Raw genomic sequence first — 22437 nt, 5'->3', positions numbered from 1 at the left:
TCCGCGTAATAGTTGAGAGTTAGAGCAGGACGCCGAGCGCCAGGCAGTTGGCCACGAGCGCGCCGATGGTGAGCAGACTGCGCCGGTTGTTCCAGGCGCCCCAGGTCTTGCGGGGGTCTTGGAAGTCAGCGGGCAGGTGGTCCGGGTCCAGGGTGCGCATCCACCGGTTGACCGGCGCGTTCTTGACGACGGAGATCACGGCCGTGGTCACCGCGAGCACCGCTGCCACGGCGAACAGCGCCTGGGCCGCGGCGTCGGACGCCGTGAGGGCCAGCACCGTGTCCAGGGCGAACGTGCCGACCAGGCAGATGGGCATCGCCGGGTCGTACCGCTGCCCGAAGAACGCGTGGGCGTGCACGTAGCGGTCGGTGGGCAGCGAGGCGAGGTAGGGCTGGCCGCCGAGCTGGGTGCCGAAGAGCACTCCGGCGGCGAGACCGTTGAGCAGCAGCAGCAACGGAGTCAGATAGACGAGCACCGATCGCTCCTCAGTGGGTCGTCAGACGCGCTGCGGACTCGACCTTCTCCTTGATGAGCGCCATCTGCACCAGGGTGTTGCGGTTGAGGTGGCCGGTCATGCCCTCATCGGTGACCGGGGCCTCGGGCTTCATGTGGAAGTCCTGGACCCAGCGCATGCGCACGGCGCCGCCGGGCTCGGGGGTGTACTCCCAGTAGATCTTCATGAAGTCGAAAGGACCGGTCTCCACGCGCTCGGCGTGCACCGTGCGGGTCTTTAGGTCGCTGGTGCGCCGGGAGACCCAGCTCCAGACGTTGCCGTCCTCGTCCGGGTGCATGGTGAGCCTGAAGACGACGGTGTCGCCGTCCTGTTCCAGCACCTCGGCGGAGGCGTACTCACTGAACAGGCCGGGCCAGTTGGGTACGTCGTTGGTCATCTCCCACACCACGTCCAGCGGTGCGTCGATGACGATGGAATTGTCGGTGTGTCCAGCCATGGTTGATGCTCCTTGCGTCGTCAGCGGCCCAGCACGAGGGCCGAGGTGAATCCGCCGTGGCCGCGCGCGAGCACCAGGGCGTGGCGCAGCGGCAGTTGGCGGGGCGCGTCGGTGACCAGGTCGATCTCGATGCCGGGCGCGGGCTGCCGGGTCCCGGCGGTGTGCGGGACGACGCCGTCGCGCAGCGAGAGCAGCGCGGTGGCCACATCCAGCGGGGCGCCACCGCCGTACAGACGCCCGGTGAGCGTCTTGGGCGCGGTGACCGGGACGGCGCGGGGACCGAAGATCTCGGTGATGGCCCGTGCCTCGTCGAGGTCGTCCTCAAGGATCCCGGAGGCGTCGGCGAACACCACGTCGATGTCCCCTGGGGCCAGCCCGGCATCCTGCAGCGCCGTTTCGGCGGTGCGGCGCAGGGCGCGCGGCCGGTCGGATCCCGGAGCCGGGTCGAAGCCCGCGGCGTAGCCCAGGACCTTCCCGTACCCCTGGCCCGCCCCGCGCTCCTCGGCGCTCTCCGCGCTCTCCAGGACGAGGATCGCGCCTCCCTCACCGGGCAGGTATCCGGACGCCTCGGCGTCGAAGGGCACATAGGCGCGGTGCGCGTCTGGGACGGTGGAGAGCTTGCCGGTGGACAGCTGCGCGGTGAAGCCGTACGGGCAGAGCGAGGCGTCGGTGCCGCCGGTGACGACGAGCCGGGAGCCCTTGCGGGTCAGCCGGCGGGCCTGGCCGATGGCGTCGAGGCCGCCGGCCTGCTCGCAGGCGAGCACCCCGCACGGGCCGCGCATCTTGTGCCGGATCGACAGCTGACCGGTGGTGGCGGCGTAGAACCAGGCGATGGACTGGTAGGCGCCGACCCACGAGGGGTCGTGGGTGTAGAGCGCTGTCATCTCCTGCTGGCCGAACTCCGTGCCTCCCGAGGAGGACGAGGTGACGACCGCCATCTCGTACTCGGGCAGCTCGGCCGGGTCGACCGCGGCGTCGGCCAGTGCGGCCTCCCCCGCGGCCAGGCCCAGGTGCGTCCAGTGGTCGGTCTGCGAGATCAGCCTGCTGGGTACGGTTTCCTTGGCGCTGAACCCGGGGACCTGCCCCGCCAGGCGTACCGGGTAGCCGGCCGGGTCGAACCGGTCGATGAGCCCGATGCCGGACTTGCCCGCGAGGACCGCGGACCAGTGGGCCTCGACGCCGATGCCGGTCGGTGCGGTGATGCCCAGGCCCGTGATCACCGGAGGCCGGTGGGATGCCGCCGTCATCATGCGCCCCTTCCTGCCGCGGCCGCGGCCGAACCCGGCCGGGCGAGCAGCATCGCGGTCTGGAAGCCACCGAATCCGCTGCCCACACTGAGCACGACGTCCATGGCGTGGTCCCGGGCGGTGATGGGGACGTAGTCCAGGTCGCAGAGCGGGTCCTTGGTCTTCAGGTTCGCCGTCGGGGGAACCACCTGGCGGTCCAGGGCCAGGGCGCAGGCGGCCACTTCGATGGAGCCGATCGCGCCGAGCGAGTGCCCGACCATGGACTTGATGGAGCTGACCGGGATGTCGTAGGCGTGCTCGCCCAGGCTCCGCTTGAACGCGGCCGTCTCGTGGCGGTCGTTCTGCTTGGTGCCGGAGCCGTGGGCGTTGATGTAGCCCACCGCGGTCGGGTCCAGCTTCGCCTGGTTGAGGGCGACCCTGATGGCCTCGGCCATCTCCCGGCCTTCGGGCTTGAGTCCGGTCATGTGGTAGGCGTTGCTGCGCCCGGCGAAGCCGACGATCTCGGCGTAGATCCGCGCGCCGCGGGCCAGGGCGGCCTCGCGCTCCTCGACGACCATGACCGAGGAGCCCTCGGCCAGGACGAAGCCGTCGCGTTCGCCGTCGAAGGGGCGCGAGGCGTGCTCCGGGTCGGCGTTGTTGGCGGTGGTCGCCCTGATGGCGTCGAAGCAGGCCAGGGTGATCGGGGAGATGGGGGCGTCGGTGGCGCCGGCAAGGGCGACGTCCGCCGTTCCCTCCTCGATCAGCTGGACGGCGTGGCCGATGGCGTCCAGGCCCGAGGTGCAGCCCGTGGAGATCAGCGCCACCGGTCCTTCGGCCCCGACCTCCCAGGCGACCTCGGTCGCCAGGGTGCTGGGCACCATGTACCCGTACAGGTGCGGAACGCCGTACTCGTGGTCGACGAGCCACTTCTTGCCGCTGTCGCTGAGGACGACGTACTCCTCCTCCAGGCCCATCGTGCAGCCGACCGCGCTGCCGATGCTGACCGCGAGCCGCTCGGGGGCGAGCGAGGAGAAGTCCAGGCCGCTGTCCTGGACGGCTTCCCGGGCGGAGACGACCGCGAACTGGGCGGCGCGGTCCATCCGCCGGATCTGGCGTGCGGTCAGGCCCTGGGCCACCGGGTCGAAGTCGGCCTCCGCCGCCACCTGGGAGCGGAACTGGCTCGCGTCGAAGAGCGAGACGCTCCTGGTGGCCGTGCGGCCGGCCGACAGGAGGTCCCAGAACGCCTCCCTGCCCACACCGCCCGGTGCGACCGTTCCTATGCCGGTGATGACGGCCCGTCTGGTCACCGTGCCCCGCCGACGTCAGGGTTGGACTCGTGCGGCCGCTGGGCCACCTCGGTGTCCACGTGGCCGAGCTCGGGGCGCGGCGCGAGCGGGGAGAGGTGGAAGGCGCACGTGGCGGTGGCGTCGCCGGTGTTGACGAGCCGGTGGCGCACCCCGACCGGAACGAGCAGCGAGTCACCGGCGCCCAGCTCGATGGCCTCGCCGTCCAGCGTCATCTGCAGCGTTCCGCTGATGACGTGGAGGAACTCCTCGGAGAAGGGGTGGTAGTGCTCGGTGATGAAGTCGGCCGGGTCCAGGGTCATGACCCCGCCGAAACCCGAGGTGCAGCCGACTGTCTTGGGGCTCAGGGTGACGCGGATGTCGCCGCCACGCTTGGTGTTGGCCTCGACTTCGTCGGTGGTGATCTTCACCGTGCGAGTGATGGCGGTGGTCACTTGATCCGCCCTCCGTCCTTGGTCCAGATGTAGAAGGGGTTGGCCATCGCGTCTTTCGGCTCTTTCCAGTCCGGGTCGTAGGGCTCCACGCACTGCGTCAGACGGGTGTTGATGTCGTCGTAGAGCGGGTGGCTGCGCGCCCGGTAGAGGTTGGGCGTGATGTCCTCGTCGGCCTCGACCAGGTGGAAGTAGAGCCCGTGGAACTGGAAGAGAGTCCGGCGGCTGACGCCGATCATGTGCGGCAGATCCGTCGAGTCGGAGTCGTGGAAGATCTGCCCGATGTCGTCGGTCTTGTTCGGCTTCAGCCGGGCGACTATCAGGGTGCGATGCACGGTGTACCTACCTCCAGGTAGCCCGGTGACTGTGTTCGACGGGAACGTCTCACCGCGAACTGGAGACCGGCTCGAATCAGCCTCCAACGGCCCGGGCCCAGAGCGATTCGAGCCCCTCACGAGGCATGTCGGCTGTGCTGCCCTGACACTGACCGGCCCGAGCCCCAGAGGGAGCAGGTATGGCCTTCGCCGCCATCACGTACGACATCAAGCCTGGATACGAGAAGGAACTCACCGAGATCTTCGGCGACTTCAAGCGCGTCAAGGGCAGCCAGGTGAAGGATCAGGCCGGCGAGTCGGCGGGCACGATTCTCGCCACCGCGGTCTTCCTGCGCGATGACACGCTGGTCCGCGTCATCGAGTACACCGGCGATCTGGACGCCGTCGCCCGGCACATGGCCGTCCAGCCCGGCGTGCGCGAGGTGGAGAAGAAGCTGAAGCCCTACCTCAGCAAGCCGCGCGACACGGACACCGTCGAGGGGTTCGTCGCGACGTTCCGGCGCAGCCTGCTGAACACCGTCGCGCAGATCTCGGCACGGGACATCCCCGTCACGGCCTAAACCCGGCGCTGCAGGCGGCACGACATGCCCTGCGCGGCGGTCTCCCCCCAGGGGGAGGCCGCCGCGCAGGGCGTGTGTTTCACAGCGCGGTGACGCCTGCGGCCGTCACCGCCAGGGCCAGCACGGCCAGGGCCGTGCGCAGGAGGTGCCAACGGCGCCACAAGGGGCGTGGGTCCTCCCAGTTGGCGGGGAGGTGCTGCGGGTCGTCGACCGACTTGACCCGCCGGTTGATGGGAACGTTGCACAGGTGGGAGACGGCCGACACCCCCAGCAGGAGCACCGCCCCCACCACGAACAGGACCCTGGCCGAGCCGTCGCTCACCACCGCGAGCACCGCCTCGACGAGCGTGCTGCTCAGCACGATGACCGGCATGGTGGGATCCCAGTTCCGGCCGAGCAGTTTGTGCGCGTACACGTACGTGCCGGTCTCCATCGCCAAGAGCGCGGGAAGGACGCTCAGCGCGACCGCGAACAGCACACCTGCGGTGACACCGCTCCCCACGAGGGCCGTGATGCCCAGCACATCATTCATGCCGCGCTGTTCCCCGCCGGGTGGGTGTCCACGGTCAGCTGCGCGATCGAGCGCATCGTGGCGTTGCGGAAGTACGTGGCGAACGCCTCGGGAGAGCTGGTGTCGCGCTCCTGCGCAAGGTAGGGGGCGAGCTTCTCCTCGAGGATGTGTACGCCCTTCTGCGCGGCCATGTGCTTGCCGACGGCCGCGAAGTCGCCCTCGTAGTGGATGACCCGGATCAGTGTCTCGTCCTTCACGAAGACCCCGGTGCCCAGCAGCCGGCCCGCCGCCTCACCGGTGTCCCCGGTGAAGTCGGGCCGGTCGACCCGCTGGAAACCTTCGAAGATCGCGGCGATCTCGTCCTCGTGACCGGGCTTGATCCGGTAGGTGATGGCTGCGTACGGCATTAGATTCCTCCGTCGACTTCAATGGTGGTGCCGGAGACGTAGGCGGACGAGTCCCCGGCGAGGTAGAGCACCGCGCCCGCGACGTCGTCGCAGGTGCCGAGCCTGCCCAGTGCCGTCAGGGCGGTGAGCCGCTCGATCAGGTGCGGCGGCAGGCCGCCGCCCGGCTCGGTCTCGGTCACGCCCGGGGCGACCGTGTTGACCCGGATACCGCGGGTGCCCAGCTCTTTGGCGAGGGCCCGGGTGAACCCGATGAGCGCCGCCTTGGACGCGCTGTAGTGGACTCCCAGAGGGCGGCCGCGCAGGGCGACCGAGGCACCGATGTTCACCACGGACGCCCTTGGTGCCAGGAGCCCGACCAGGGACTTGGTGACCAGGTAGGCGGACGTGGTGTTGTGGTTGAGCACCCGGTGCCACTCGTCCTCCGCCAGCTGCTCGAACGGGACGTGCCCGTCGACGCCGACGTTGTTCACCAGTACGTCCAGGCCCTGAAACTGCTCACGCACCACGGCCGCGGCCGCCTGGGCGCCCTCGCCGGTGGTGACGTCGGCCTGGACGAAGGCGAACTCCGTGCCGGACTCGGCGAGTTGGGCCTGCAGCGTCTTGGACGCCTCACCGTCCGTGCGGTGGACCACGACGAGCCGGGCACCGGCGCGGGCGAAGGCCAGCGCCGTCGCCCGTCCGATGCCGCGGGTTCCGCCGGTGACCAGCACCCGCTTGCCCGCCAGGCCGCAGCCCGGTGCCTGGGGCACAGCGCTCATCGGACCGCGCCGGCCCGCGGGGCGGCGGCGATCAGCTGCAGGAGCATGCGCGGCGTCTCGGCCTCGGCGACGGCGTCGTCGTCCAGGACGATGCCGTGCCTGCGGTCGATGACGCCGGTGACCTGAAGCAGGGCCAGGGAGTCGTAGCCGAACTCCAGGAAGGGGGTGTCCAGGGCGCTGTCCCCCTGGAAGGTCAGGCCCTCCTCCGGCGCACCGACGCATTCGAGCAGCAGCTCACCGAGTTCGGCCAGGGATATGTCACTCACAGTGGTTCCTTTCGGTCTTCCTACTGAGGGCTTGGTTGAGGAGGGCTGGGTCAGTTGGCCCGTGCCAGCACTGGCGGACCGGCCGGGCCGGCCACCACCAGGGGGTCGAGGTCGAGTTGGGGCGAGGAGTCCAGCAGGGCGCGGTAGAGGTTGTCGATGCCGGGCGAGGGGTCCAGCCCCAGACTCCGGCTGAGGGCCGCGCGCAACTGGTGGTAGACCCCCAGCGCGTCACTGCGGCGCCCGGCGCGGTGCAGCGCGAGCATCAGCTGCTGGTGCAGGCCCTCGTGCAGCTGGTAGCGGGCTGCCAGCCCGGAGAGCTCACCCACCAGCTCATAGTGGCGTCCCAGCCTCAAGTCGGCCTCGATTCGCCGGTGAAGAACGCTCATCTTCGACTCTTCCAGGCGGGTGGCCTCCACCTCCAAAAGCGCCCCGCGCTGGACGTCGGCCAGCGCGCGGCCGTTCCACAGGGCGAGCGCACGGCCCAGGTAGTCGGAGGCGGCGGCCCAGTCGCCCTGCTCCAGGGTCCGGTGGCCGGCCGAGGCCAGCGCCTCGAACTCCCGGACGTCGACGGTGCCGCCGTGGGTGTCGAGGCGGTAGCCGCCGGACTCGGTGACCAGCACGCTCTTGGCGCTGCTGGGCAACCCGGTGTACTGCTCGCCGAGTGCGGAAGCGATCAGATGGCGTATCTGCAGGATGTAGGTCTGCAAAGTGGTCTGCACACTGCGCGGCGGGTTCTCCCCCCACACCTCCTCGACGAGCGTGGCCACCGAGACGGCCTCGTCGGCGTGGACGGCCAGCAGCGCGAACACCTTGCGCGGTTTCACAGCGGTGAGGTGCATGTGCACCCCTGAGTGGGCGGCTCTGAACGGGCCGAGAAGTTGGATGTCCATCCGAGGAACTCCTTGGGGAACGAAGTGAGGTCAGCCGACGGCAGGCGACAGGGGGGACCCGGTGTGCGGCGCCGTCTCGCGCAGCGCCTGGGCGACGGCCTTCGGCGCGTCGTGTCCGCGGACGAAGAAGTGGGCGCCGGGAACGCTGTGCAGGGTGAAGTCCGCAGTGGTGCAGCGCTGCCAGGCCTGGATGTCGGCTGCCGCGACCATCTGGTCCTCCATGCCCGCGAAGGCCTGCACGGCGCAGGGCACAGCGGTGACGGGGCCGGCTCGCAGGCTGCGTGCCAGTTCGAGGTCCGCCCGCAGCGTGTCCAGGGTCATGCTCAGCCACTCGGGACGCTGCAGCAGGGCTGCGGGCATGCTCTCTTCGTCATTGAGGGAACCGATCAGCTGCTCGTCCGACAGGCCGGGCACCGACGTGGTGTCCAGCAGCAGGGACGGCAGCTGGGGCGCGGCACACGCGCCGACCCCCAGCATGTGCGGCAGCCTGCGCCCCATACGGGCCCGGTGCAGCGCGAACCGGTAGGCGACCAGAGCCCCCAGGCTGTGCCCGTAAAAGGCATAGGGGCTCTCCAGCAGCGGCCCGAGATCGTCCTCCAACTCCTCGACCAGCCGCGCCGCTTGGGTGATCCGTCCTTCCCGCAGCCTGGATTCGCGCCCGGGCAGCCGCACGGGCAGCACGTTCACATCCGGCCCCACGCGCCGCTGCCAGCCGGCGAAGGTCATGGCGCCTGCGCCCGCATGGTGGAAACACAGCAGGTTCAGCCGCCGCATCTGCCCGGCGGGTGGTTCTGCGGCCGGCGGCCGTACCGCAAGATATCGATGCACCGGTCAGCCCCCCTTCCCTTCGACACCGCGGTGTGGAGTGGGGTATGAGCCTGGCGCGCGGTTCTGGAAAGACGCTCAATGACTCCTTGAGTTTTGAACGGGGGCGCTCAGCGCCGGCAGCAGTCCCGCACCGGGCCCGGCCGTGCGGGCGCCGGAGAGTCCGGGGTCGTGCACGGCCGCGCTGACCGTGTACCTGTCGGCGACGATCCAGCTGTAGAACGCCCATTCCCCGCCCGTTCCCGGTGATCCGTCGGGCCGCTGCAGCTGCACCTGTTCATCGCGCGCGGTGAAGCCGAACTCGCAGAACCTGAAGCGCAGCCCCTGGCCGATCGCCTTGCTGTACGCCTCCTTGAGCGTCCACAGCCGCACCAGTTCCCCGTTCCTGTGCTCCTCCTCGATCCCGGCCAGCGCTTGCAGCTCGTAGGGCGTGCACACCTGGCGTTCGGTGCCCAGGGCGAGCATCTGCCGGTCCTTGAACTCGGTGTCCACCCCCACCCGCCGGTGCCGGGTCAGGCCCACCACCAGCAGCTCCTCGGTGTGGCTCAGGCTGATGTCCAGCTGGTCGATGCCCCGCAGATAGGGGCGGCCGCCGGGCTTGTAGGCGAGCTCGAGGTCCTCAAGGCTGACCCCGAGCACCGCGCCCGCGGCGGACTTCAAAAACAGCCGGGAGGCAACGAACCGCTCCCTGAGCTGCGGCAGGGCCATCTGGGCCACCCGCCGGTGGTCGGGGCCAAGGGCCGCAACGAGGTCCGGGTCGGCCAGGTCCGGGGGGAGCCAGTTTTTGACCGGCGACCAGATCACGGCCGTGCCGTGGCACGCGATGTCGCGGCGCGCCCGCTCCCAGGAGTCCGCGGGGCCGTGGTTGTGCAGCGGCTGCATCACGCCACCGGCTGACCGCAGAGCACCACCAGGCGTTCTCGCAGAGCGCTGAGGGTGGACACACCGTCGAACAGGTCGGCCGGGCGGGCGTCCGCCAGCTGGGGCAGGCGCTCCTCCAGGGCGTACTTGAGCTCGATCATCATGACCGAGTCCAGGACGAGGTCGTCCTTCAGGCGGCGGGTCCCGGCGCGCTTGCCGGCTGGTTCGCCCAGGATGCGGGCCACGGCGTCCAGTAGGTCCTGGTTCACGACATTCTCCTCAACTCACCATGGACGGGCTGATGTGGGATGGCACAGGGGGGTGCTCAACGGCCGATCGAGGTGGCGTAGAGGTCGTAGCTGCGGGCGTCCTCGAAGCGGGCCAGCAGCTCTTGGACGAAGCGGTCCACCGCGGCCTCGGGTGCGAACTGGGCGGTGTTGTCCAGCCGCCGCAGGATGCGGGCGAGCGCCATGACCGCCCACAGGGGTTCGCCGAGGAACCCGCCGGTGCCCGCCTGGTGGCGCCATATGCCCAGGCAGGCGGCGCCCGCCGCGATCAGCGCGTAGCGGTCGGCCAGGGCGTAGGCCCGCGGGCTCACCGTGTGGTCGCCGGAGCGTGCGCCCAGCGCCGTACAGGCTGCGCGCAGGGCGGACAGCTCCTGGCCGAGGCCGGCTGCGAGCTGTCCCAGGTGCGCGCCGAACTCTCCTTGCGCCGCGGCCGCATGGGCCATCGAGGACGGCAGTGACCCCAGCAGCGAGTCACCGTCGGGGGCAAGCAGCAGATCGTCGTGGCGCACGGCCGGCAGCCCGTCGCCGAACGGCGTGAACAGCCCGGCGGGCGCCTGGCCCCCGCCGGGTGCCGCCAGGTCGGGCACCTGGAGCAGGTGGTCGATGAGGACGCCCCGGCTGGCGGCGCCGCCCGCACTGCCCAGGCCGATCATGGGCAGATCGCGTACCGCTTTTTGGAAGATGCCGTAACTGCCGCTGGTGGCGTAGGACTCGGAGCCCAGCACGATCGACAGGTCGTAGGCTGCCTCGGTCGAGACGGTGGGCAGCAGGTACTTGACGGCGGCGCTGAAGGTGTTGCTCTGGCGGGGCAGCACATGGACGGCTCGTGTGGCCACCAGTGCCAGAGCGTCGCACAGCAGCAGATCGGCGAAGGCGTCGGCCAGTGCGGTACGGGTGCGGTGGCTGTGCAGCGAGGCGCGGCTGCGCAGCCGGCGCGAGCGGGCGAACGCCACCGTGGTGCGCAGTGCGGTGTCGGCGCAGCCCAGCGCCATGGAGGGGCCGATGGCGCGGGTGATGGGGAAGGCCCGGCGGGCCAGCCCTGCGGCGGCCCCCGCCGGGCCGATGAGTTGTTGGGGGGTGACGGGGTGCTGGGTGAACTGCAGGCCGTGCACCAGGGAGCCCCGGATGCCGGTGGTCTCATACCGGCCCAGCAGCGCGGCGGTGGCGCACTCCGGCTGTGGTCCGTCGATGAGGAAGGCGCTGTGCTCGCCCCGCCCGGTGTCCGGGCCGTCGGCGAAGATCAGCAGTTGCTGGGCGCGGGCCGCGTTGTTCAGGGCCTCTTTGCGGCCGTTGAGCCGGTAGCCCGCCCCCTGCATGACGGTGGAGAACCGGTTGCGCAGAAAGTCGTTGCCGGCCGGCGGCTCGGGATAGGCGCAGGCGATGCGGCCGCCGGACAGCAGCAGGTCGGCGACGGCACGCTGCTGGGCGGCCGTCCCGTCCGCCCACACGATGACCCCGGCCAGGTAGGAGGAGACCCCGTATCCCAGGCCCAGGGAGGCGTCCCTGCGAAAGACGGCGCGCACCACCCGGGCCAGCACATCGAGGCGCTCCAGCCGGCCGCCCAGCCGGCCGGGCACGAACTCGGCGTTCAGGGCGAACTCGTCGAGCACCCGCTCGGCGGGGGCCAGCGGCCGGCCGGCCGCGTCGGCCGCCAGCACCTGCTCGGCGCCCAGCGGGTTTCCGGGATCGTCCAGATCGCCCAGTTGGTGCTCCAGCCGGGCGATGCGCTCTTGTGCGGCGGCCTCCGACGCGTCCGCCCTGTTCACCACCGTGGTCATGTCGCCCCTCCGTCCCTGTGCGGAACCTGCCTGGCCGCTGAGTGGTCATCAGGACTCAAGAGGACCTCAAGTGCCGGCCACCAGGGTGGTCCTCGAGGCCGGGAGGGGCCGCGTAGGTGAGTGCGTCGCCGTAGAAGTGGCCGGCGCCGGGCAGCCAGAGGCTGCCGTAGGCCACCAGGGCGTACCACACGGGCCTGATCAGGCGCTTGCTGATGCTGCGGGCGAGCAGTTTGTGAGCCGGTCCTGCGGGCGCGGGTGCCGGCACGGGGGCAGCGCACTGCTCCGCGGCCGGTGTCTGTGCCGTGTGTGCCGTGTGTGTCGTGTGGGTCATGTCGTGTTCCCCTCCTCTTCTCCCGGAACGGGAAGGGGAATGTGGCCCGTGGCGCTCGGCGGGTGCTCAAGCAGCGCTCGAGCACCCCGCCCGTCCCGTGCTGGGGTGGCCGCTGGGCCGGCTGGCAGCCGGGCTCAGCGGGGCTCTTGTTCGACGAGCGGGCCCGCGCTGAGGGCGGACAGCACGCCCGCCAGGTGGACCGCGTTGCTCTGCGGGCCGCGGCAGACGGGCAGCACCTTGGGCCCGTTGTCGCCGCCGATCCTGCGCAGGAACGGGGAGAGGACCGCCTTGGGTCCGATCTCCACCACATGGGTGGGGGCGTGCTCGGCCAGCAGCCGCCGGGTGGCGTCGGCGAACCGTACCGGCGAGGTGATCTGCCGCGTCCAGTACGCGGCGTCCAGCGGCCCGTCATACCTGCGGCCATACACCGTGGAGTAGAACGGCACCTGGGGCTTTCCCCCGCTCAGCCGGCGGGCCACCGTCTGGAACGCCGGTGCCGAGGGCTCCATCAGGGGCGAGTGAAAGGCGTGGGTCACCTCCAGGAATGTGCTGGAGATGCCGCTGGCGTCCAGCCGCTCCTGGGCCCGGCCCAGGCCGGCGAGGTCCCCGGACAGGACGGTGGCGCGCGCCGCGTTGAGCGCGGCGATGGACACGCAAGGTTCGCCGGCCGTCGCCTCGGCCGCTTCGAAGGGGTCTGCGCAGGTCGCCATCATGCTGCCGCCCGTCGGCAGTTCCTGCATGATGGCGCCCCGGTGGGACACCAGCTCGGCGGCGTCGGCGAGGGTGAGCGCGCCGGCGATGGTGGCCGCCGCGAACTCCCCTATGCCGTGGCCCAGCACGGCCTGCGGCCGCACGTCCTCCTCCAGCAGGGTCATGGCCAGGGCGTATTCGACCGCCAGGAGCGCCGGCTGGGTCACCGCGGTCTCATGGATCCGGGGGTCCTTGGACAGGACCATCTCGGTGACGGACACCCCGAAGTGGGGCAGCACCGCGGCCGCGGCCTGTGTCAGATGGCGGCGAAAGCTCGTGGAGTTGCGGTACAGGCCCGCGGTCATGCCCAGGTGCTGGCTGCCCTGCCCGGTGAAGACGAACACGGTGCGCACCGGGGAAAAGGTGCGGGGCCGGCCCGCGCTGAGCGCCGCCAGGTACCAGGCCAGCTCCCGCACGGTGGGCTGGTCCCACATGTCGGCCGGATCCAGGACGAGCCCGAAGGTGTCCTCGATCTCCCCGAAGAGGCTGAGCATGGCCACGGAGTCCAGGCCCCGCTTGAACAGGGGTGTGTCCAGCGCCACCTCTCCGTGCACATAGCGGCCGACGTGCTCCTGCAGCCAGGCGGCCAACGCCGCTTCCTGGGACCCTCCCGGTACCGCTTGGCTCATGTCCTGTTCCTTCTGTGCGAAGGGAGCCCGGCGGGCTCCGACCATGCCGCCAGTTCGTCGTCCAGGTGCTCGCTCAAGGGGCGCAGACGGCCGTTGAGGAACAGCTCGCGCATCGCGCCGCGTTGCACCTTCCCGCTGGTCGTGCGGCGTACCGTGCCCGGCCGCACCAGGAGCACCCCGCCGACGGGCACTTCGAACTCCTCGGTGATGCACCGCCCGACATCGGCGGCCAGCGCACCGAAATCGAGGTCGTACCAGCGCTGGGTGCGCACCTCCTGGACGATCACGATGCGTTCGCGTTCCCCGCTCACCCCGAAGGCGGTGCCCGCCCCGAACAGGGCGCTGATCTGCTGTACGGCGTGCTCCACGTCGTGCGGGTACAGGTTGCGCCCGGCCACCACGATCATGTCCTTGATCCGGCCGGTGACATAGAGGTGTCCCTCCTGCAGGGTGCCCAGGTCCCCGGTGCGCAAAAAGGGCGACTGGCCGTCCGCCGTGGCGGCGTTGAAGGTGTGCGCGCTCTCGGAGCGGTTTTGCCAGTATCCGGCCGCGACGCTGTCGCCGCGCACCCAGATCTCGCCGATCTCGCCGTGCGGCAGCACGGCCCGGCTCTCGGGTTCGACGATGCGTATCTCGCCGCCGGCCGGCCGGCCGCTGGAGAGCAGGGTGCGTACGGGCTGCTCCGGGCGCGGGGTGCGGATCAGGTTCTTCTCCAGTGCCGCCACATCCACGGCGAGTTCGGCGCCCTGCTCACCGGCGGGGGTGGCGGCGACCAGGAGCGTGGACTCGGCCAGACCGTATCCCGCGATCATCGCCTGCGGCCGGAATCCGGCCGGGGCGAAGCGCTGGGTGAAGGCCTGCCGCGTCGCGGCGCGCAGCGGCTCGCCGCCGCTGACCGCCGTACGCCAGCCCGACAGGTCGAGCCCGGCGAGCTGGTCGTCGCTCACCCGCCGCACACACAGGTCGTAGGCGAAGTCGGGTGCGCCGCTCACGGTGATGTCGTGCTCCCCGATGGCCTGCAGCCAGCGCACCGGCTGGCGGACGAACGCCTCGGGGGAGAGCAGCACGGAGGTGCCGCCGAGCCACAGCGGGTGGAGCAACTGGCCGACCAGGCCCATGTCGTGGTGGAAGGGAAGCCATCCGCCGATGGACTCCCCGGGTGAGGTGTCCAGTGCCTGGGCCAGTGCCCGCTGGTTGGCCATCAGGTTGTGGTGGGTGACCGCGACCCCGCGCGGGGTGCCGGTCGCCCCGGAGGTGTACTGCAGATAGGCCACCGCGTCCGGCACCAGGTCCGGCATCCGCCAGGGCGCGGAGGCGGGCACGGCGTCGGCGGCCAGGCACAGGACACTGCCCCAGGCGGACTGCACCAGCAGCCGCGACACATCGGGGGCCTGGGCCGCATCGGTGAGCACGACGGCGGGAGCCGCATCCTTGACGATCCCCGCGACCCGGGCCTCGTGGTGGCCGCGCCGGTGGCTGGAGGGCACCGGCACGGCGATGACCCCGGCGTACAGGCAGGCCAGGAAGCTCACGGCGAACTGATGGCGCGACTGGTGCATGAGCAGCGCCCGCTGCCCCTGCACGCCGCGGTCCTGGAGCCAGCCGGCCAGCACGCGGGCGGAGGCGTCCAGGCTCCGGTAGGAGACTGTCCGCGGCCGTCCGCGCGCAGCGTCGTCGGGCAGCAGGACCATCGCTTCGCGCTGGGGCGACTGCTCGGCCCAGGACCGCAAGAGTTCGATGAAGTTTCGGTGACCTTCCAACGCTTCCCCCTGGCAAGTGCGGGCGCAGGCGCCCACCCATGCCGGTGCCCGCTACCACCCGGACCAGGAACATATGTGCGGACAGTGGAGACTGGCTCGATCACGACTCGGCGTGCGGCGCCCGCCCAGCCGTCGGGGCCGGCGCCCGTAGCGGCGCTGGGGCGCTCTTTGCGCGGCTGTGGGCTACACAGCGGCTCCTGCCAAGTGCCGCCCGCCTTGCGGGGTGCGGGCCGCACGCAGGGCGCGCAGGAATCCCGTCGCGGTGTCCGTCTCCCGCAAGGCTGCGCTCAGCAGCTCCCACGCCTTGTCCTGGCCGGCCCAGCCGGCGCCGAAGGCGGCGTCGAGCTCGGCGAGCGCGGCGTCGCACCAGGCGTGCCCGGCGAGCCGGTGGCGTGTCGAGGCGATCCGGGTCTGTCGCAGCAGCATCAGTTCCGCGGACTGTTCCAGGCCGGTGGCCGCGGTGAGCGCGCGCGCCGCGTCCAGGGCATCGGCGACCCCGCGGCACGTGGCGAGTTCGGCGTCCAGGGCCAGGTCGGCGGCCATCAGTCCCCGGCTGAACTGTTCCTCCTGGGCGAGGAACCGGGCGAGGGCCTGCGCGGTGTGTTCGTCCAGACCGGTCTGGACCAGGGCCGCGGGGGTCTGGATCAGTTGCCCGATGAGCAGGGCCCACCCTTCAGAACGCAGCCCGCACAGCGACCAGCGCTGCGCGAGACAGAGCCCGGCGGGGCGTGCGGCGTACTCGGTGAGGTGCCCGATGGCGTGCTGGAGGTGACCGTAGGACAGCGGGGTGAGCCCGGTGTCCACGCTGAGCAGCGAGAGGCCGGGCAGCCGCACCGGTGTCACCTCGGCCCGGGCCCCTGGCCGGCTGACCAGCCTGACCTTGTGGGCGGGCGGCAGCAGCCCCCGCTCACGGATCTGTGCGACCAGGCCAAGGAGCACCTCGCCGAAGCGGGGAAGGGCGCCTTTGCTGTCCGCGGCCCACGCATCCGCCGGCAGGCCCCGCCCGGTGCGCAGCAGGCGCCAGTTGTGCGCGCGGGTGCCCTCGTGCAGCCCGGCCGCCCGCGCCCAGGACTGCGCAATGGGCGCCACGTCCACGACGGGCGCGGTGATGTCGATGCGCTGCTGGGGCGTGTGGGGCGGCGGGGGCAGCACCGGGCCCGAGCAGCGCCCGCGCTCCGCCGGGCCGGGGCTGGTGCCGGGCTGGTGACGGCGCCGCGCCAGCCACTGCCAGATCTCCCCCACCCGTTCCCTGGCCTCGGCGCACTGTCTGTCGTACGCGGCACGGCGGCCCTGAAGGCCGCTGGACAGCTCCGGCGGGGTGCGCAGGGCGGGCGCCGCGGGCCCGCCGCCCGGGGCGAGTTCGGTGACCAGCCGGGACAGGCCCAGAAAGGCGACCTCCTCGCTGAGGCGGGCCGCCCGCTGCGCGGCGGGCTCCGGGTCGTGTCCGGCCAGCCCCCAGCGCCCCAGCTGCAGATCGGCGAGCAGTTCCTCGACGTCCTCGACCTCGCCCCCCGCTGTGCGGCTCTGCCCGCGCTGGGCGGGCGGCGGCAGGGCGGCGTCCCTGGGCCAGGGGCCCGGGGCGCTCGCCGGGCGGGCGCCTGCCATGTCGAACCCGTCGATGGCCAGGGTCCTGCGCTCGTCATAGATCATCGGTGGCCCTTCGCTGGCTGACACAACCGTTGCCGAAAGCCTCGGAAAGGCGCGTCCAGGACAGGTCGAGAGCCGCTGGAACAGGGGGGTCTCCGGCCTTCCTTGAGCACTTCCTGACCGCCGGAAGCCACCATGACCAGGCACAGGCCCAGCCCCGGCCAGGACAACCGAAGTGGTGGCAGATGTGAAAGCAGCCCTGTTGCTGCGGCGCGTGGTGAACGCGGTGTGGCAGAGCCTGATGGCCTTTGGCCTGATGTACACGATCGGCGAGCGGAAGAGCCTGGAGGCCGCCGCCCCAGACGCGGCCCGGCCGCTCGATGCTCCCCCTGCGGGCCATCCCGAAAGGCTGTGCCCCGACATTCCCCTGACGCCGGCGGAGCACGCGCTCGCGCTGGAACTCAAGAGCGGCTGACGATGACCGCCGGCCGTGACCGCCGGTGCGGCACGGGTGCCCGCGAAGGCGCGGATACGTTCATCGCCCACGAGGCATGAAGACTCGTGGGCGACGAATTCCGTCTTTTCTGTACTGTTCCTTGGAGCATTCAGCTGCTCAGACAACGGAAGGGCCTGGGGTGTGCCGCTTCGGTAACTCCCCGGTATGAACCTTGAATTCTTCACCACAAAATTACGCAGCATATCCGGCGCCTGTGGAGATCTGCTTGAGTGCGCGTCGGTCTTCGACCGGATGTTTCAGGCTGCGAAGAGGTCGAAGGTCGAAGTGCGCCGGGGGCCTGCGATGACATCCAGCTGCGGGTCGACGTTGAGCATGGCCTGATGCAGCCGCTGGAGCTGCGGCGAGGGCTCGACACCGAGATCGTCGATCAGCCGCACGCGCAGTTTGCGGTACACCTCCAGGGCGGAGGCCTGCCTGCCGGAGCGGTAGAGCGCCACCATGGCCTGCGAGTGCAGTCCTTCGTGCTGCGGGTGGCGTGCGGCCAGTTCGGCAAGCTCGGCCAGCAGCTCCGCATGCCGTCCCAGCCGCAGATCGGCGTCGATCCGCCGTTCCACGGTGACCAGCCGGCTCTCCTCCAGGCGCATGACCTCGATCTCCAGGATGGGGCCCACCTGCACGTCCACCAGTGCGGGCCCGTTCCACAGGTCGAGCGCCTGGCGGAACCGGGCGGCCGACACGTCGTTGGCGCCCGCCTCGAAAGCGGTCTGCCCCTCGGCGACCAGGTAGTCGTACTGGTGCACGTCCACGCAGTCTTGGGGCACCTGCAGCAGATAGCCCCCGTGCCGGGTCGCCAGGACGTCCTTGGCGCCGCCGGGGGCGCCTGGGCCCATCGCTGTGCCCAGGCGCCTGCGCAGCTGAAGGATGTACGTCTGCAGGGTGGTGAGCGCGCTCCTGGGCGGCTCCGTCTCCCAGATCTCGTCCATGAGCGTGGGAACGGGCAGCACCCGTCCCGGATAGAGGGCCAGGAGCGACAGGATCTGTCGCGGCTTGCCCGCTGTCGGAACAATCGAACCCCCGTTGACTTCAGCACTCAACGGACCCAGAACCTGAATCTTCATGTTCTCCTCCGTACCTCGTCGAGTTGCTCTTCGAGTTCCTCTCAGTGGCCAAAAACAAGCGCCCCGATCAAGCTAGCCGGATCCGTACGGGGCAAGCGGTTTTCTCTACCCGGCCTCTAGTTGCTCTCCAACCGATGGCGTGGCGAGAACCAAACAAGCACCGAGGCGTTCTCATGCCGGTGTCCGAAGTGCTCTGCACGGACTTCTTTTCCGGGCCTTCACGGGCCGTGAAGAACGCGGGGGCGGACACCGGCAGACGAGCGGTGAGCGGTGAGCGGGTCAGAGCGCCCCCATGCCCTGGGCGGCGCACCGGGCGTGCGGCCAGGTTCTGACCGCAGCCGCGCCGGGGGGCACCAGAGCGGGCACCATCAGGTCCCACAACGCGCCGATGCGCTGGCGCAGTTCGCCGTAGGGCATCTCGGTCTGCGACATCACCTCGATCACACAGACTGCGGCGGCCACCAGCGTCTGGGGGCCCTCGTGCCGCGGGTGCCGGCGCAGCTGGCCCGCGGCGCGGGCCTGTCGCAGCAGCTCCCAGACGGTGGAGATCCACACGTGGTGCAGGTCGCTCGCCGGGGGCAGCCGCCCGGCACGCTCACGGGCGATCCTGAAGCCGGCCCGCACGGCCGGCTCCTCCTGCAGTGTCCGCGCCAGCCAGTAGGTCAGGTCGATGAGCGACTGCAGCGGCGAGACGCCCGCGGCCCGCAACTGCCTTTGCGCACCGTCCAAAAGGTCACGGCCGCGCTGCAGCACCGCGTGCGCGAGCTCTTCCTTGGAGGTGAAGTGGAAGTACAGCGCCCCTTTCGTCACTCCGGCCCTGGCGGCGATCCCGCTCAGGCTCGCGTCGGCATATCCGTGGCGGTGGAAGAGTTCGGCGCCGGCGTGCACCAGGCGTTCGCGGGTCCGTTCCGAGCGTTCCTGCACCCCGCGTGTCATCGGGGCGCTCAGCTCGCGCGCACGAGGTGCTCGCCGCCGGCCTTGTGCGGCTGCGCCGGGGCCTCGGGGCCGGTCATCAGGATCGAGCGCTGCACCCTGCGCAGGCGGGCCGAGGGCTCGATGCCCAGGTCCCGTACGAGCGTGCCGCGCAGGCGCTGGTAGACCTCGAGCGCCTCGCCGCGGCGCCCCGCCCCGTGCAGCGCCAGCATGAACTGGGCGTGCAGGTTCTCGTGTGTGCGGTAGCGGCTGACCAGGACGGTGAGTTCGCCGAGCAGCTCACGGTGGCGGCCCAGGCGCAGATCGGCCTCGATACGCTGGTCCAGGGCGCACAGCCGGCTCTCCTCGAGCCGCCTGGCCTCCATCTCCAGCTGCGTGCCGGTCTGGACGTCGGCGAAGGCGGATCCCGACCACAGGCCCAGCGCCTCGCGCAGCTGCCGTGCGGCGTCCTGGAAGTCCTCGCAGTCCATGGCCCGGTAGCCGGTGCCCGCGAGCCGTTCGAACTCCCGGACGTCACTGGTGGCGCCGCCCCGCAGCAGATACCCGCCGGGAAGGGTCACCAGCACGTCCTTGGCGCTGCGCCGCGGCTGCCCTTCGACCGGTTCGTCCTTCTTCAGGGCGACGGCGATGAGCTCACGCAGCTGCAGCACATAGGTCTGCAGCGTGGTGCGCGCACTGCGCGGCGGGGTGGCGGCCCACAGCTCCTCGATGAGCGCGCCGACGGGCACCACCTGATCGGCATGGAGCGCCAGGAGGGCCAGCACCTGCCGCGGTTTCGGTGCGGTCGGGGTGATGGACACCCCGTTCTCCCGCACGGCCAATGGACCCAGTACGTCGATCTCCACGCCGTCTCCCCCGTCCCTGTGCGGTTCTAGGCACCCCCGATTACAAAACAGGACGGACGGTTTGTCAATACTAAACCGTTCAGGCTGTTTTTATGGGAGGAGCACGGCGGTCGCCTGCGCCTTTTTATGCTGATATTCTGCTTCAATCAGCCCCAACAAGCGTGGCAAATACAGTAGTTGACGGTTCGAGCAAGGGGGCTTGTCCTCCCCGCGCGTCCCGGGCGGCGCGGGGAACGGCGCCCGTGCGGGCGCCGAAACGGCCTCAAAGCAGACCGGGCGGGCTGTTTAGGTGGGGGGCTGGGGCGGTGCGGTGCGGGGGGTGCCCGCGGGCTCGACCTGCTTCAGCAGCCCGGGCGCCGCGAGCCGGGGCAGCATCAGCTGCCAGAACGGCAGGAGCCTGCTGGTGGAGGTGCGGTGGCGGTCCCTGGCCCCGAGCATCTCAAAGCCCACCATGGCCGCGGCCACCACGGTCGCGGCATCGGCCGCGGGCACGCCTGCGGCCAGTTCCCCCTGATGCTCGGCTTCCTGCAGCACCTGCTCGATCCAGTGCTGCCACTGCCCGCGCAGATCGATGCTGCGGTCCCGGAGCGCGGCGCAGTTGCTCAGCTCGAAGCCGGCCCTGACCACCACGTCCTGGTCCAGCCTGCGCATGAGGTGGTACGTGGCGTCGACCAGCCGCTGCAGCGCGCCCGCGCGCGGGTCGCCGCCGCGGGCGAGCCGGCAAAGGACGGCGGCCGCCTCGTCCTCCACCGCACGGGCCAGCGTGCTCTTGCTCTCGAAGTGAAAGTGCAGGGCGCCGTTGCTCACCCCCGCCCGCTTGCTGATGGTGGTGAGCGAAGCCGCGATGAACCCCTCCCGGGCAAACGCCTCGGCGGCAGCCCGCACCAGCAACTCGCGCGTGCGTGCCGCACGCTCCTGTTTCACCATCGAGGATCTCCTGATCGCGGGGAAGCCGGCGCAGCGGCCGCCGGCTTCTCCCGTGGGCCTACGGTTATTGCGGTGGGTTGCCGTGCTTGCGCGAGGGCAGGTCGGCGTGCTTGTTGTGGAGCATCGCGAGGGACTTGATGAGGACTTCGCGGGTCTGCGCGGGATCGATGACGTCGTCGACCAGGCCCCGCTCGGCGGCGTAGTAGGGGTGCATGAGCTCGGCCCTGTACTCCTTGACCATGCGCGCACGCATCGCCTGGGGGTCCTGGGCGGCCGCGATCTGCCGGCGGAAGATGACGTTGGCGGCGCCCTCGGCGCCCATCACCGCGATCTCGTTGGTCGGCCAGGCGTAGGTGAGGTCCGCGCCGATGGACTGGCTGTCCATCACGATGTACGCACCTCCGTACGCCTTGCGCAGGATCAGCGAGATCCGCGGCACCGTCGCGTTGCAGTACGCGTAGAGCAGCTTGGCTCCGTGCCGGATGATCCCGCCGTGCTCCTGGTCCACCCCCGGCAGGAAGCCGGGCACATCCAGCAGGGTCACGATCGGAATATTGAACGCATCACACATCTGAACAAACCGAGCCGCCTTCTCCGAGGCCTCGATGTCCAGAACGCCGGCCAGCGACTGCGGCTGGTTGGCGACGATGCCCACCACCTTGCCGTCCAGACGGGCCAGCGCGCACAGGATGTTGCGCGCCCACCGCTCGTGAACCTCCAGGTAGTCGCCCTCGTCGACGAGCTCCTCGATCACCTTGTGCATGTCATAGGGACGGTTGCCGTCCGCCGGGACCAGGTCGAGCAGGGCCGGTGAGCGGCGGTCGGCCGCATCGCCGCTCACATAAGATGGCGGATTTTCGCGGTTGTTGGAGGGGAGCATCGAGATCAGGTACCTGACCTCGGCGATGCAGGTCTCCTCGTCGTCGTAGGCGAAGTGCGCGACCCCGGAGGTCTGGGCATGGACGTCCGCGCCCCCCAGACCGTTCTGGGAGATCTCCTCGCCGGTGACGGCCTTGACGACATCGGGTCCGGTGATGAACATCTGGGAGGTCTCGCGGACCATGAAGACGAAGTCGGTCAGGGCGGGGCTGTAGGCCGCTCCCCCGGCGCACGGGCCCAGCATCACCGAGATCTGCGGGATGACGCCCGAGGCCTTGGTGTTGCGCTGGAAGATGCCGCCGTAGCCGGCCAGCGCCGAGACGCCCTCCTGGATCCGGGCGCCCGCGCCGTCGTTCAGCGAGATCAGCGGGGCGCCGGCCGCGATGGCCATGTCCATGATCTTGTGGATCTTCGTGGCGTGCGCCTCGCCGAGCGCGCCGCCGAAGATGCGGAAGTCGTGGGCGTAGACGAAGACGGTGCGGCCCTCCACCGTGCCCCAGCCGGTGATCACGCCGTCGGTGTAGGGCCTCTTGGCCTCCAGGCCGAAGCCGGTGGCCCGGTGCCGGCGCAGCTGCTCGACCTCCTGGAAGGAGCCCGCGTCCAGCAGCAGACCGATCCGCTCGCGCGCGGTCAGCTTGCCCTTGGCGTGCTGGGCCGCGGTCGCACGCTCGCTCGGCCCCGCCTGGGCCTGCACCCGGACCGCGTGCAGCTCCGCCACCCGCCCGCGGATGTCGGTGGCCTCCGCCTCCGCCTCCGCCTCGGCCGGGGCGGGGGAAATCATCGTCTCCATGACAGATCCCTTCCTGGGGCCAGGCCGAGCAGGTCCGGTCCC

26 protein-coding genes are annotated in these 22437 nt (G+C 70.8%); 2 read left to right on the top strand and 24 right to left on the bottom strand.

Features of this window, described 5'->3' with window-relative positions:
* Window positions 1-19: 19 nt before the first annotated feature.
* From AB0I94_RS32815 to AB0I94_RS32790, 6 genes are read right to left on the bottom strand one after another with little or no spacing between them, the layout of a single operon-like run.
* Window positions 20-475 carry an anthrone oxygenase family protein gene (locus AB0I94_RS32815; protein ID WP_363313349.1) on the bottom strand — a complete coding sequence of 152 codons (456 nt, stop codon included), beginning with the start codon at window positions 473-475 and terminating at the stop codon, window positions 20-22.
* Between the two features lie 10 nt (window positions 476-485).
* Window positions 486-950: an SRPBCC family protein gene (locus tag AB0I94_RS32810; RefSeq protein ID WP_363313348.1), complete on the bottom strand. Its 465-nt coding sequence runs from the start codon at window positions 948-950 to the stop codon at window positions 486-488.
* A 20-nt stretch (window positions 951-970) separates the two neighbouring features.
* Window positions 971-2197, bottom strand: coding sequence for a ketosynthase chain-length factor (locus AB0I94_RS32805; RefSeq protein WP_363313371.1), 1227 nt, complete (start codon window positions 2195-2197; stop codon window positions 971-973).
* A complete protein-coding gene (locus AB0I94_RS32800) occupies window positions 2197-3483 on the bottom strand; it encodes a beta-ketoacyl-[acyl-carrier-protein] synthase family protein (protein ID WP_363313347.1) in 1287 nt (428 codons plus the stop codon). The genes AB0I94_RS32805 and AB0I94_RS32800 overlap by 1 nt, the downstream gene beginning before the upstream one ends.
* Window positions 3480-3914: a cupin domain-containing protein gene (locus AB0I94_RS32795; RefSeq protein ID WP_363313346.1), complete on the bottom strand. Its 435-nt coding sequence runs from the start codon at window positions 3912-3914 to the stop codon at window positions 3480-3482. Before AB0I94_RS32795 ends, AB0I94_RS32800 begins: the two co-directional genes overlap by 4 nt.
* Entirely contained in the window at window positions 3911-4246 is a 336-nt protein-coding gene (locus AB0I94_RS32790) for a TcmI family type II polyketide cyclase (RefSeq protein WP_363313345.1), read from the bottom strand. Before AB0I94_RS32790 ends, AB0I94_RS32795 begins: the two co-directional genes overlap by 4 nt.
* A gap of 179 nt (window positions 4247-4425) precedes the next feature.
* Here AB0I94_RS32790 and AB0I94_RS32785 point away from each other — a divergent pair, with 179 nt between their 5' ends.
* Window positions 4426-4806 (top strand): SchA/CurD-like domain-containing protein, encoded by a 381-nt coding sequence (locus AB0I94_RS32785; RefSeq protein WP_363313344.1) that lies wholly within the window; start codon window positions 4426-4428, stop codon window positions 4804-4806.
* Window positions 4807-4885: 79 nt separating this feature from the next.
* On the opposite strand, the gene AB0I94_RS32780 is transcribed toward AB0I94_RS32785, so the two are convergent.
* The 13 genes from AB0I94_RS32780 to AB0I94_RS32720 form a co-directional block, all read right to left on the bottom strand.
* The gene (locus tag AB0I94_RS32780) at window positions 4886-5338 is read right to left on the bottom strand and encodes a DUF1772 domain-containing protein (RefSeq protein WP_363313343.1); all 453 of its coding nucleotides are present in this window, start codon (window positions 5336-5338) and stop codon (window positions 4886-4888) included.
* Window positions 5335-5724, bottom strand: a complete 390-nt coding sequence (locus tag AB0I94_RS32775; RefSeq protein ID WP_363313342.1) for a SchA/CurD-like domain-containing protein — start codon at window positions 5722-5724, stop codon at window positions 5335-5337. The genes AB0I94_RS32780 and AB0I94_RS32775 overlap by 4 nt, the downstream gene beginning before the upstream one ends.
* Window positions 5724-6482, bottom strand: a complete 759-nt coding sequence (locus AB0I94_RS32770) for an SDR family oxidoreductase (protein WP_363313341.1) — start codon at window positions 6480-6482, stop codon at window positions 5724-5726. Before AB0I94_RS32770 ends, AB0I94_RS32775 begins: the two co-directional genes overlap by 1 nt.
* A complete protein-coding gene (locus tag AB0I94_RS32765) occupies window positions 6479-6748 on the bottom strand; it encodes an acyl carrier protein (RefSeq protein WP_363313340.1) in 270 nt (89 codons plus the stop codon). The genes AB0I94_RS32770 and AB0I94_RS32765 overlap by 4 nt, the downstream gene beginning before the upstream one ends.
* Window positions 6749-6798: 50 nt before the next feature.
* Entirely contained in the window at window positions 6799-7638 is an 840-nt protein-coding gene (locus AB0I94_RS32760) for an AfsR/SARP family transcriptional regulator (protein ID WP_363313339.1), read from the bottom strand.
* 30 nt (window positions 7639-7668) lie between these two features.
* Complete coding sequence (locus tag AB0I94_RS32755; protein ID WP_363313370.1) at window positions 7669-8412, bottom strand: alpha/beta fold hydrolase; 744 nt, start codon at window positions 8410-8412, stop codon at window positions 7669-7671.
* 129 nt (window positions 8413-8541) lie between these two features.
* Window positions 8542-9345: a 4'-phosphopantetheinyl transferase superfamily protein gene (locus AB0I94_RS32750; RefSeq protein WP_363313338.1), complete on the bottom strand. Its 804-nt coding sequence runs from the start codon at window positions 9343-9345 to the stop codon at window positions 8542-8544.
* Complete coding sequence (locus tag AB0I94_RS32745) at window positions 9345-9593, bottom strand: phosphopantetheine-binding protein (protein ID WP_363313337.1); 249 nt, start codon at window positions 9591-9593, stop codon at window positions 9345-9347. The genes AB0I94_RS32750 and AB0I94_RS32745 overlap by 1 nt, the downstream gene beginning before the upstream one ends.
* 56 nt (window positions 9594-9649) lie before the next feature.
* On the bottom strand, window positions 9650-11389 hold the full coding sequence (locus tag AB0I94_RS32740) for an acyl-CoA dehydrogenase family protein (protein ID WP_363313335.1): 1740 nt from the start codon (window positions 11387-11389) through the stop codon (window positions 9650-9652).
* Window positions 11390-11444: 55 nt separating this feature from the next.
* Window positions 11445-11720, bottom strand: coding sequence for a hypothetical protein (locus tag AB0I94_RS32735; RefSeq protein ID WP_363313334.1), 276 nt, complete (start codon window positions 11718-11720; stop codon window positions 11445-11447).
* Between the two features lie 134 nt (window positions 11721-11854).
* Complete coding sequence (locus tag AB0I94_RS32730) at window positions 11855-13099, bottom strand: acyltransferase domain-containing protein (RefSeq protein WP_363313333.1); 1245 nt, start codon at window positions 13097-13099, stop codon at window positions 11855-11857.
* Window positions 13096-14859 carry a fatty acyl-AMP ligase gene (locus AB0I94_RS32725; RefSeq protein ID WP_363313332.1) on the bottom strand — a complete coding sequence of 588 codons (1764 nt, stop codon included), beginning with the start codon at window positions 14857-14859 and terminating at the stop codon, window positions 13096-13098. The genes AB0I94_RS32730 and AB0I94_RS32725 overlap by 4 nt, the downstream gene beginning before the upstream one ends.
* A 183-nt stretch (window positions 14860-15042) precedes the next feature.
* Window positions 15043-16509, bottom strand: a complete 1467-nt coding sequence (locus AB0I94_RS32720; protein WP_363313331.1) for a hypothetical protein — start codon at window positions 16507-16509, stop codon at window positions 15043-15045.
* A 175-nt stretch (window positions 16510-16684) separates the two neighbouring features.
* Here AB0I94_RS32720 and AB0I94_RS32715 point away from each other — a divergent pair, with 175 nt between their 5' ends.
* A complete protein-coding gene (locus AB0I94_RS32715; protein ID WP_363313330.1) occupies window positions 16685-16921 on the top strand; it encodes a DUF6059 family protein in 237 nt (78 codons plus the stop codon).
* A gap of 278 nt (window positions 16922-17199) precedes the next feature.
* On the opposite strand, the gene AB0I94_RS32710 is transcribed toward AB0I94_RS32715, so the two are convergent.
* The 5 genes from AB0I94_RS32710 to AB0I94_RS32690 all read right to left on the bottom strand — a co-directional run bounded on the left by AB0I94_RS32710 (window position 17200) and on the right by AB0I94_RS32690 (window position 22386).
* Entirely contained in the window at window positions 17200-18021 is an 822-nt protein-coding gene (locus tag AB0I94_RS32710; protein WP_363313329.1) for an AfsR/SARP family transcriptional regulator, read from the bottom strand.
* 279 nt (window positions 18022-18300) lie between these two features.
* Window positions 18301-18957 (bottom strand): ScbR family autoregulator-binding transcription factor, encoded by a 657-nt coding sequence (locus AB0I94_RS32705; protein WP_363313328.1) that lies wholly within the window; start codon window positions 18955-18957, stop codon window positions 18301-18303.
* Window positions 18958-18965: 8 nt separating this feature from the next.
* Window positions 18966-19799 carry an AfsR/SARP family transcriptional regulator gene (locus AB0I94_RS32700; RefSeq protein ID WP_363313327.1) on the bottom strand — a complete coding sequence of 278 codons (834 nt, stop codon included), beginning with the start codon at window positions 19797-19799 and terminating at the stop codon, window positions 18966-18968.
* Between the two features lie 285 nt (window positions 19800-20084).
* Complete coding sequence (locus tag AB0I94_RS32695; protein ID WP_363313326.1) at window positions 20085-20726, bottom strand: ScbR family autoregulator-binding transcription factor; 642 nt, start codon at window positions 20724-20726, stop codon at window positions 20085-20087.
* 64 nt (window positions 20727-20790) lie between these two features.
* Entirely contained in the window at window positions 20791-22386 is a 1596-nt protein-coding gene (locus AB0I94_RS32690) for an acyl-CoA carboxylase subunit beta (protein ID WP_363313369.1), read from the bottom strand.
* Window positions 22387-22437: the final 51 nt, after the last annotated feature.

The organism is Streptomyces sp. NPDC050147, from assembly GCF_040660195.1.
Taxonomy (GTDB): domain Bacteria; phylum Actinomycetota; class Actinomycetes; order Streptomycetales; family Streptomycetaceae; genus Streptomyces.
This window is presented reverse-complemented; position numbering and strand designations above follow the sequence as displayed.